Origin of the sequence: Chitinophaga silvisoli (assembly GCF_003412465.1) — a bacterium.
GTDB classification, from domain to species: Bacteria; Bacteroidota; Bacteroidia; order Chitinophagales; family Chitinophagaceae; genus Chitinophaga; species Chitinophaga silvisoli.
Map to the genome: position 1 here is coordinate 159,611 of NZ_QTJV01000014.1, position 9,706 is coordinate 169,316.

The following is a 9,706-nucleotide window of genomic DNA, read 5'->3' on the forward strand; positions in this document are numbered from 1 at the left end:
CATGCGGCTGCACGGTTACTATATGCCCTTTTTTCAGGAAATGCTGCCAGTGCCTCTGCCGCTTTTCGGAATGCCGCTGATGCCTTGTTTTTGTCACCGTTAAAATAATACTGGCCCTCATAAAAAAGGACCAGGGCCTTATAATAAGGGTGCTTTGCCGCAAATTCTTTCCCCTTCTGGAGGTATGACCAGCTTTTTGAGGTGTCTTTCACCTTCCAGTATTCAACCAGTGAAAAACAAGCGGTGGCTTTTGCACTGTCAACACCACTATTCTTGATGATGTCTTGTAGGCTATCCACGAATTTTTTTTCATTAAGGGGAACCTGCTGCTGGGAAAATACCCCCAATAGGCTAAACTGGAGAAGAAGGAACAGGATTACGAATTTCATTAATATATCAGTATTATACAGCTGCCAGGGACACCATGTCAGGAAGCGCTAATCACCAATAAAGATCGGCTAAATTTAGCATTGCTACTATATTCCTTGCCGTTATTCAAAAAATACCAGAAAACCAGTAGAAAAAAAACGATAAATGTTGGTATTCCGGCAGGTGTGAACTTCTGATAACTTCGTTGTCCGATCCATTTCTAAAACTGATCTCGCTATGAAAATATTTCTGGTGCCACTTTGTTTCCTGATTATTGTGTTTTGTATGAGCGCTTGTTCAAAAGATGACGGCGGAGGCAATTCTTCCTCCTCGGGCGATTATTTCTTCAGGGCCACCGTCGGTGGCAGAAAAGTAGATTTCCATACTGTTAATTTTCAGGGAGGGGGGAATGATAACCGCTGGGAACACATTGTCGTTGGTGGGTATGAAGATTCTTACCCAAGCTCCGGTGGACCTGTGCCGCCATCTCTGGATTTTGAAATATGGAGAACTGGTGGCAATATTGTACCAGGTACCTATACTACACCAGCGGAGCCCAATATGATAGCACGCTATGCCGTGCAGCAGCCGGATGGAACTTTGCTTTATAACACCTCTTTCTCAGACGACGTTTTCACTGTGAAAATCGAAGCCATCAGCAAGGAAGGTATTAAAGGTTCATTTTCGGGGACGGTGCGCAATATGGCGGGGCAAGCTATCAGCATAACAGACGGTTCTTTTAATCTTCCCTACCAGACTTTGATAAATCCATAGACAATGAAGAAAAAAATTGTAAAATGTCTTTTTTTGCGGCAGTAATGATCTTTGCGACAGCGGTGCCGTCTGTATTACAGGCTCAATACAAAGAGCCGGAGAAAAAGGATTCCCTGACTGGACTCATACTGCCTATTACAATGAATATACGGGTACAGGTTATGACAGTTACGGAGGTCGAACGAACTATTACCAGGAGAAAAGATATCCTGTAGACCATATCGATAGAATAGAAGAATTTGTGGAAATAAAAGAGGATGGAAAAATAGTTAAGGTAAAATTGCATTAGTCATTAGGTTCAAAAAATTATTTTATGAAAAGAGTTATTGTTGTAATACTGCTTCTACTTACTACTTTTATGGCGAAAGCCGATCAGTTGGCCGCCCTAACGCTGGAGCAGGCGGAGAAAGCGGTAACTTACCTGAAGAAAGAGGCTGTTGTTGTGTTATGGTGCAGCTGTTGTAACGATGATTCGTTGCGCAGGGTTACAGTTAAGGAAGTATTTATGAAGGCCTCAATGGATGGAAAGTACTATTCCGTAGTGTTAAAAGGGCGTGATGAGAACGGAAAAGAGATTGAAGAATACCTGGATCTGGCCTATGTATTCGTGAAAAGGAAGTCGAAAGGACACGCTCTGGGAAAATTGCTTAAATTCAAGTGTGATCCTTGTGTGCCACCCTTTTATTGGGATGCACCTGCTGCCGGATGACATCCATATTCGTAGGGTTTTATAGCGGCACAATCTTATAAATTGATTCAATGAAGAAAATTTTAGTCCTATTTATCTTATGGATTTTTATTAGTCCAAATATCATTCAGGGTCAAAACCTGGAAACTGCTGTTGATGAACTAATCCTAAAGAGTTTTAATGATGAAAATGGTCCAGGTGGTGTATTTATGGTTGCACATCATGGATTACCAGTGTATCAAAAGGCTTTTGGAAAAGCGAACCTGGAACTTGGCGATAAGCTGGCGGTGGATAATGTATTCCAGCTCGGTTCCATGACAAAGCAGTTTACTGCTGTAGCAATACTGATGTTAGAGCAGCAAGGTAAGCTTAGCGTTGGGGATCCTCTTTCCAAATATATTCCGGATTATCCGAATGGGAGCAAAATAACCATTCACCATCTATTGACGCACACTTCCGGAATAAAGGATTTCACAAAAATGAAATCCTTAGGGGATATCGCACAAAAAGAGATGACACCTAAAATGATGGTCAATTTCTTTAAGGACGAGCCAGTTGATTTTGCACCGGGAGAAAAATTTGACTATAATAATTCAGGTTACGTTTTGCTGGGTTACCTGATTGAACTTGTTTCCGGCGAAAAATACGAAGATTATATTGGGAAACACATTTTCGACAAGGTTGGCATGACCCGGTCATGCTATGCGAGTGATCGGAAAGTTATTAAGGGTAGGGCCTACGGATACCATAAAAAAGAGTCAGGCTATGTAAATAAAACAGTAATTAATTTCAGTGTCCCATTTTCTTCCGGTTCTTTAATGTCAACTGTATCGGATATGCTAAAATGGCAAAATGCGCTGAATAAAAATCTATTACTTGATAGCGCAGAAACGAAGAAAGCATTTAGCAGGTATAAACTCAATAATGGCGAAGAGTTTTCTTATGGTTATGGATGGCATATCAGGGATATCAACAAGGTGCCAACCCGGGAGCATGGTGGAAGCATATTTGGATTTAAGACAATGGCAGTATATATACCTGGTGAAGACATTTATGTAATAGGACTCAGCAATTGCGACTGCAATTCGCCCACAAAGGTAACCGGGGACATTGCGGCATTGGCCCTTTCATTCCTGAGTGGGGTAAAGAAGGATAATCATTAATTTGCAATGGCAGAATGGGGTTTGGGAGTGAATAGATCAACTATCATAAATAATCATGTTATTTTTGTAATAATTTGAAAAGATTTATTTGATGTACTTATCTCAGTATAACATGACCAGGATTGGAGTGTGGGTTTGTTTTGTATTATTTCTGTTTACCACTTCTGCCTGTAATAACAATAATGACCGGAAAGAATACTCAGATCAAAAAAGTACCGGGGCTAAACACAAGTGGCACTGGGACAATGAGCACAGGCAGAATGAAGATGCGGGGTATGCCCAGGTTGTTAAAGTTGGCAATATGCTGTATATTTCGGGTATACCCACAGAAGATCTTAGTCCCAAAGGTATAGATCAGGTCTACCGGGCACTGGGAAAATGCCTGATGGCAAATGGTGCATCCTTCGCAGATGTGGTGAAAGAAACATTATATACTACTGATATCGAGACAATGAAAAAATACAATGACGTTAGGAAGAAGTTTTACAAAGGGGACTTTCCCGCTGCTACATGGGTACAAATCAGCAGGCTATATGAACCCGATTGCAAGTTGGAAGTGGAACTGATTGCGCAGCTCACAGATGGTAAGTAAAATATTGTCTTACTTATGCCTATACTATAATTGACCAATAAATAGAGATCTATTCGAATAGCTTTGTTGTTGCCGGGCTGGTTAAACTGCCTGATTTCTTAAAATAAGATTTGCATCATCCTCTACTGTAAGCCTACCTATGTCTTAGGCACAAAAGTTTTGCATCATCTGTTATTGATAAGCAATGAAGAATGGTTTAACGGATATTCCAAAATATAATTTAAAAAGCTTCAGGCATATTCATAGGCAAATTAGTGCCGGATCATCATTTGGGCATAACGTGCCGGATGCTTCTAAAATAATTGAAGGATTTGAAATTTATTCCAGTGATGGGATGGTCCGATCGAAGGGTCCCTTAAAATCTGAATTTTACAGGCTTACCATTACTATTACCGGGTCGCTAAATATGCGTATAGGGCTTGATCAATTTGTTCATCGGCCGGGCACCCTCGCATTTACTTACCCTAACCAGACATTTTCTACGAGTGATTTTTCTGATGATGCATCGGGCTACTATTTGTTTTTTAACCCGGAATTTTTAAGTGATTTGATTCCATCCATAAAAATCCCGGATGAGTTTCCGTTCTACAATAATTCCGGTACACCTGTATTTCAAATTTCGATTGAAGAGCTGGAAAACTTTCTTCCGCTGGTCATGAGAATAAATGATGAATTGCAGGTTCAAAAGATCGGCCGTGATAAAGCAATTAAAATGTATGTGTATTTATTGCTGCTTGAGGCCAAAAGAAGCTATCTGCGCCAAAGCATTGGTAATGCTGAATCTTCTCGTCAAGACTCTTACAAATTAATTAGCCGTTTCAGGGAATTAGTTACTCAACATTATCTTCATAAAAGACTTGTGGATGATTATGCGAAAATATTAGGGGTCAGCTCCAATCACCTAAACAAAACAGTAAAAAAAAGTACTGGAAAGACCGCCTCGGAAATTATAAAAGAAATGATATTACAAGAGGCTAAATCACTCTTACTGTATACAAATAATTCCGTTTCTGAAATTGCTTATCGTTTGGATTTCCCCGATCCAGCCTCTTTCAATCGTTTTTTTAAAACTATTACAAACGAAACTCCCCTCGCCTATCGATCCAGGCATAATTAAGCCAATAAAAGGCATAATTACGCTAATGCTCCATCTTTGATTAATGACCAATTTTGCTATCGAATCCGGCAGCAATATTCTGGCATTTAATATCGCTGCCGACTGTGCAAGGTGCGTTTCTTTAAAAACGGAAACAGTGGAACCAGCCTTGTTAACACATTAATCATCCTTTTATGAAACGCAGGAACTTTGTAATAAATACTGCGCTAACTGCCCTGGGGTCCGCTTTGATCGGCCCTTTGGAGGTATTAGCAGGAAAAAGTACAAACATGAAAACAAATGATCAATTAAAGGACATGGAACTTCCGGTAGGCATACGGGAGCGGTACATATCCGGAGTCAACGGGTTGACCGTGCATGTATTGGAAGCCGGTTTTGAAACACCCAAACGTCCTGTTATACTTCTGCTACATGGATTTCCGGAACTTGCCTACAGTTGGCGAAAGGTAATGCTGCCATTGGCCGCAGCGGGTTACCATGTGATCGCTCCTGATCTTCGGGGCTACGGCCGCACAACGGGATGGGACAATAGGTATGATGGAAATTTTGCCACTTTCAGAACACATGAGCTTTCCCGCGATGCTCTCGGTTTGGTGATGGCGATGGGACATGATTCTGTTTACACGATCGTCGGACACGATGTTGGTGCGATTGTAGCAGCGTATTGTGCTCTCGTCAGACCGGACTTTTTTCGCTCAGTTGTTCTGCTAAGTTGTCCTTTTGGGGGAGTGCCACCTTTACCTTTTGGCATTGGAGAACAAACTGCACCAAATCAACAACAGAAGCAACCTGTACAAGATCCCCTGGCATCCTTACCAAGGCCCCGTAAGGATAGTACTACCTATTTCTCGTCACCTGGTGCCAATAGCGAGATGATGAACTGTAAGCAGGGCCTGCACGATTTCCTGCGGGCTTACTTTCACGTAAAGAGTGCCGACTGGAGCCAAAATAAGCCGTTTCCACTTAGCTCGGGCCTGGCAGAAGAACTTGCTAAGCAACCGGCTTATTATGTTTTGGACCTTGATAAAACAATGCCGGAAGTAGTAGCTCCCAATATGCCCTCGCCGAAGGAAATATCCGCTTGTAAATGGCTACCGGACAAGGAACTCGATGTCTATACACAGGAGCTTAATCGTACTGGCTTCCAGGGCGCTTTAAATTGGTACCGTTGCAATACCAACGGATTAAACAGGTCTGACCTCGAACTTTTTTCAGGTCATACTATAGATGTGCCTTCTTGTTTTATTTCAGGGATTGCAGATTGGGCAAGATTTCGCCCACCAGGCGCATTAGAAAATATGCAGCAAGGGGCCTGTACACAAATGCGTAGCTTTCATATCATCGAAGGTGCGGGTCACTGGGTGCAGCAAGAGCGGCCTGAATACCTCACTAAAGTTATAGTCGATTTTTTACAAAACGTAAAATAAGAGCTTAGCGACTTAAAATAAATATTGACCATCATGTTTGTCTTTAAATCTACATGTTCGACAGTCGTCTCAGATCATCGACAAACATGATGGATAATTTCCTTTGCAAGTCGCTTATCTTTGAAATAAAGCCTCCTGATGCGAACAAACTATCACATTATCCGTGTTACCTAATGGCTATTTATTTGTTTTTATGCTTTAGTTATCTTCATAGTTGGCTCAGTAAAAAGGATAAACAAATGATCAGAGATCTTGAACGCAAGGAATGGAGGCCATCCCTAAAGGCAGAAATGATTACGCTGGTTGTAAAGCTTTGGCCCCTTAGAGTAGCGGCTTTTTTATTCGCCTTGTAATGTCCTGGAAAACCAGTTTACCCATTCTATGTATCGCTGGCAGCAGGCCTGGGAAGTATGGCATCGAGAATCTTGTCCGACAACGTACCTGGCAGTCGTTTTAAAAGCATTAACATTTTCACTTCTCCCGCCGGCAGGATCAGAAACCTGGACCCCACAGCCTTAGTCAGGATTTTCCCGGCAACGTCAACGGCCTTCATAAGTTTGGCTGAACTTTGCTTTTTCATCCATCGCGGTGCCTCTTTTTCCGCCTCTTGAGCCATTGGAGAGTCGAAATCACCGGGACAAGCCACGTAAACGGAAATTTTTTTGCAAAGTAATTCACGTCGCAGCGCTTCTCCAAAATTCACAATCCCTGCTTTTGACGCACAATAGGCCGCGTAGCCTGCTATGCCCGTTAACCCACCTCCTGAAGATACCATAAGAACCTTTGCTCCTGGTTTCAACAGCGGAAGCATAACATATGTCGGAAGAATAGTACCCCACAGATTAACATCAAGTTGTTGACGCAAATCGGCAGATTCCTCGTAGGAAGAAAAGAGTTTGCTTTTTACAATTCCGGCGTTGAGAACCAAATAATCTATTTTTGAGTAAAGTGTGCACAGCTCTTCGCGAACTGATAAAAGCCCCCTTTCGTCGAGCACGTCGATTGGAAAACCGTCTGCTTCGATGCCCTCTGTCCTGAGTTCATTAACTGCCAGCGAGAGTCGTTCCTGGTTTCTTGCAAGCAAATAAATTATATAACCTAAGTTACCGAGTCGGCGAGCCAGTTCAAGGCCCAGACCCGATGAACCACCTGTGACGAGTGCAACTTTTTTCATTATTCCGGATTTTTATACTAAATATTTTTTCATATTACCCAACACAATTTCATACCCTGCAGGAAGCATATGAGCGCCATCAAAGGTGAGCTCTCTCCGCAAATTCCCCTCTGCGTTGGTTAAGCCAGCATTGACATCGATGAATTCGTAACCATATCTTTTTGCCAGTTGTTCAACTTTGAAATTTGCTGCTTCCAATAACTCGTTCGAGCGGTGTGCATAAAACTGGTTATGTTCTTCCTTTTCCTCCCCGAAATTCTCTGTGGTATTGATCGGATAATACTTCATTACATAGACCACTGTGTCGGGCAGCTTTTCTTTGATCTGTCGTAGGATTTCATCGTAATTGGCCAGGAAGACACTTTCGGGAACATTAAAGCCGATGTCGTTCGAACCGATATTCATGAAAATTTTGCCCGGTAACAGGTCAAAGATTAACGTGTCCATATGGTTAAGCAGGTCGGCCGTTGTCGTGGCCCGCACACCGCGGTTATAAATGATTTTATCCAGGTTAAGATTCAGCTGCAGTTGATCAACCGGGAAAATCTCCATCGATGAGGAACCAACAAAAAGGATTTGCCCTTTTTTAGCTGTTTGATTTTCCGCCGCATATTTTTTCCGGATAGCATTTTGAAATTTTATGATATCCGGATGCAGATTCGTAAGCTCATTTTTTTTGTCTGACATATGTTCTGATGTTTAGACCCTGTAGGCCTTTTTGAATAAATTGGGTAAACCTGCAGCTTTAATGGCTTTTAGTCCTGAATTTTCGTGCAGATCAAGTGTTGCGCCCTGACTTTTCTATTCAAATCTCTTTCATAGACTTTTAAGTCGATTCCTTTTTGCAGAAGTAATCGCGCTAATTTCAGCCCCAGGACCGCCACCAATGATGGCGACATTTTTATGTACAATCATATTATTCTTTCTGACAAAATTAAAGGTACATTTGAGAACAAAATAGTCACAAATGATATTAAAATAGTCTTAAATGAAAATATCGGTCATTGATAAAGGAGGGGGTATAATCGATCAATTTGCCGAAGCAATTGGGGCAAAGAGAAGCGGGAGATTTGTAAATATTCCCACAAGTAAAGGCAGAGGTTATGTCACTGGCTTTTCCTGGGGAAGTGATCTGCGAATGATGATCCGGAATTATTATTTGGATGAGGTAGTTGTTTTAGAGCGGACAAACGAGCTGGCTGAGGGACGGGATGATATAGTTATTCAATTAAGAGGCGTATTTCCACCACTGCTGAATGACCAGGAGCAGGTGATAACTGAAAGAGCCAGTATAATAATATGTAAGCATGCAGTGTCTGCAATTATGGAAATGCCATCGAATATCAGTTTTGGAAGCGTTACAACTATAATTTCGCGCAAGTATCTGCATCAGTTATTTGGTCATATAGATCATCCGGTTGTGACAATTGTTTTAGAAGCGAAGGAAAATTTTGTGATTGAAATGGACGTATCGCCAGAGATTATTGCAACTGGCAGCGAAATGCTTGGGCAACGCCTGCCCGAAAGTTTAGAGAGCCATTATTACAGACTGAAGTGCGAGGAACTGCTTTGCTACATCTTCGCACTGCTTTTAAAACGGGAAGAGATGCCCGCAACCGGCGTACACATAGATGATATTAAAGCTATCTATGCCATCAAAGCGTATTTGCAAGCACACCTTAATGAACCACCGCATATTGCGGCGCTAGCCAAACAAGCAAAAATGAGTGAGCCGAAATTGCGCAAGTTATTTAAACGAACTTTTGGAAGAGGTGTGTTTGAGTATTACCAGTTTTTACGGATGGAAACAGCTGCCAGGTTATTGAAGGACAAAAAGCTGACCGTATCTGAAGTAGGTTACCAGTTAGGCTTCACAAATCTTAGTCATTTTTCGCGGGTCTTTCAAAAACATACTAGTATGAAACCCAAAAAGTATTCCATTAGTTAAAATGGAAATAAATGAATTATTTCTATAAAAATGATGAGTGCATAAGCGATCCATTTGCTAAGCCGTTCAAAAAAGGAAATGGCAACCTAATTACATTAGAAGGAAAACCTTCTGCCGCCTTAAAGCTCCGCCACGACAAGTAAGAGCACCCTGAACCCAGGACAGTGATCTCCCCTGGCTATAACCTCTCACCTCATTAATTATGATGAAACCCCTGCTTAAACTCCAGCGGTGTTACATTCGTTTTCTTTTTGAATAGTTTACTAAATGACTGCGGATATTCAAATCCCAGTTGAAATGCGATCTCTGATATCGACATGTTGCTAAGGGAAAGATATTCCTTTGCCTTTTCAATCAGTTTGTCATGAATCAGGTATGTAATGATTCGGAGCTGACCATTCCCAAATTGAATTAAAAACTACAGACTTTTGCAAAAACAATTTTATGCAAAAGA

The 9,706-nt window shown here is 41.6% G+C and carries 10 protein-coding genes and 2 pseudogenes; 8 read left to right on the forward strand and 4 right to left on the reverse strand.

Features of this window, described 5'->3' with window-relative positions:
- Nucleotides 1–606: 606 nt before the first annotated feature.
- From DXN04_RS29210 to DXN04_RS29240, 7 genes are all read left to right on the forward strand, one after another.
- Complete coding sequence (locus DXN04_RS29210; protein ID WP_147320095.1) at nucleotides 607–1,143, forward strand: hypothetical protein; 537 nt, start codon at nucleotides 607–609, stop codon at nucleotides 1,141–1,143.
- Between the two features lie 23 nt (nucleotides 1,144–1,166).
- Nucleotides 1,167–1,358 carry a hypothetical protein gene (locus tag DXN04_RS29215; protein ID WP_116856961.1) on the forward strand — a complete coding sequence of 64 codons (192 nt, stop codon included), beginning with the start codon at nucleotides 1,167–1,169 and terminating at the stop codon, nucleotides 1,356–1,358.
- Nucleotides 1,359–1,456: 98 nt separating this feature from the next.
- Nucleotides 1,457–1,852, forward strand: coding sequence for a hypothetical protein (locus DXN04_RS29220; RefSeq protein ID WP_116856962.1), 396 nt, complete (start codon nucleotides 1,457–1,459; stop codon nucleotides 1,850–1,852).
- Nucleotides 1,853–1,902: 50 nt separating this feature from the next.
- Entirely contained in the window at nucleotides 1,903–2,994 is a 1,092-nt protein-coding gene (locus DXN04_RS29225; RefSeq protein WP_116856963.1) for a serine hydrolase domain-containing protein, read from the forward strand.
- 112 nt (nucleotides 2,995–3,106) lie between these two features.
- Complete coding sequence (locus tag DXN04_RS29230) at nucleotides 3,107–3,586, forward strand: RidA family protein (RefSeq protein ID WP_116856977.1); 480 nt, start codon at nucleotides 3,107–3,109, stop codon at nucleotides 3,584–3,586.
- Nucleotides 3,587–3,770: 184 nt separating this feature from the next.
- Nucleotides 3,771–4,703 (forward strand): helix-turn-helix domain-containing protein, encoded by a 933-nt coding sequence (locus DXN04_RS29235; protein ID WP_116856964.1) that lies wholly within the window; start codon nucleotides 3,771–3,773, stop codon nucleotides 4,701–4,703.
- A gap of 173 nt (nucleotides 4,704–4,876) precedes the next feature.
- Nucleotides 4,877–6,130 carry an alpha/beta fold hydrolase gene (locus DXN04_RS29240; protein ID WP_199415164.1) on the forward strand — a complete coding sequence of 418 codons (1,254 nt, stop codon included), beginning with the start codon at nucleotides 4,877–4,879 and terminating at the stop codon, nucleotides 6,128–6,130.
- Nucleotides 6,131–6,509: 379 nt separating this feature from the next.
- Here DXN04_RS29240 and DXN04_RS29250 read toward each other — a convergent pair whose 3' ends face one another.
- The 3 genes and pseudogenes from DXN04_RS29250 to DXN04_RS35920 all read right to left on the reverse strand — a co-directional run.
- The gene (locus DXN04_RS29250) at nucleotides 6,510–7,304 is read right to left on the reverse strand and encodes an SDR family NAD(P)-dependent oxidoreductase (RefSeq protein WP_116856966.1); all 795 of its coding nucleotides are present in this window, start codon (nucleotides 7,302–7,304) and stop codon (nucleotides 6,510–6,512) included.
- A gap of 12 nt (nucleotides 7,305–7,316) precedes the next feature.
- Nucleotides 7,317–7,991, reverse strand: coding sequence for a GDSL-type esterase/lipase family protein (locus tag DXN04_RS29255; RefSeq protein ID WP_116856967.1), 675 nt, complete (start codon nucleotides 7,989–7,991; stop codon nucleotides 7,317–7,319).
- 45 nt (nucleotides 7,992–8,036) lie between these two features.
- Nucleotides 8,037–8,219 (reverse strand): annotated as a pseudogene (locus tag DXN04_RS35920) (FAD-dependent monooxygenase); the annotation flags it as partial.
- Between the two features lie 73 nt (nucleotides 8,220–8,292).
- Between DXN04_RS35920 and DXN04_RS29265 the strand changes: the two are divergent.
- Complete coding sequence (locus DXN04_RS29265) at nucleotides 8,293–9,252, forward strand: helix-turn-helix transcriptional regulator (protein WP_116856968.1); 960 nt, start codon at nucleotides 8,293–8,295, stop codon at nucleotides 9,250–9,252.
- Between the two features lie 196 nt (nucleotides 9,253–9,448).
- On the opposite strand, the pseudogene DXN04_RS29270 reads toward DXN04_RS29265, so the two are convergent.
- Nucleotides 9,449–9,622: pseudogene (locus DXN04_RS29270) on the reverse strand (helix-turn-helix domain-containing protein); the annotation flags it as partial.
- Nucleotides 9,623–9,706 lie beyond the last annotated feature (84 nt).

Bases quoted from the DNA above. Each gene is read 5' to 3' on its own strand.
- DXN04_RS29235 (WP_116856964.1), top strand. From the start codon at position 3,771: ATGAAGAATGGTTTAACGGATATTCCAAAATATAATTTAAAAAGCTTC.
- DXN04_RS29255 (WP_116856967.1), bottom strand. From the start codon at position 7,991: ATGTCAGACAAAAAAAATGAGCTTACGAATCTGCATCCGGATATCATA.
- DXN04_RS29210 (WP_147320095.1), top strand. From the start codon at position 607: ATGAAAATATTTCTGGTGCCACTTTGTTTCCTGATTATTGTGTTTTGT.
- DXN04_RS29250 (WP_116856966.1), bottom strand. From the start codon at position 7,304: ATGAAAAAAGTTGCACTCGTCACAGGTGGTTCATCGGGTCTGGGCCTT.
- DXN04_RS29225 (WP_116856963.1), top strand. From the start codon at position 1,903: ATGAAGAAAATTTTAGTCCTATTTATCTTATGGATTTTTATTAGTCCA.
- DXN04_RS29265 (WP_116856968.1), top strand. From the start codon at position 8,293: ATGAAAATATCGGTCATTGATAAAGGAGGGGGTATAATCGATCAATTT.
- DXN04_RS29220 (WP_116856962.1), top strand. From the start codon at position 1,457: ATGAAAAGAGTTATTGTTGTAATACTGCTTCTACTTACTACTTTTATG.
- DXN04_RS29240 (WP_199415164.1), top strand. From the start codon at position 4,877: ATGAAACGCAGGAACTTTGTAATAAATACTGCGCTAACTGCCCTGGGG.
- DXN04_RS29230 (WP_116856977.1), top strand. From the start codon at position 3,107: ATGACCAGGATTGGAGTGTGGGTTTGTTTTGTATTATTTCTGTTTACC.
- DXN04_RS29215 (WP_116856961.1), top strand. From the start codon at position 1,167: ATGTCTTTTTTTGCGGCAGTAATGATCTTTGCGACAGCGGTGCCGTCT.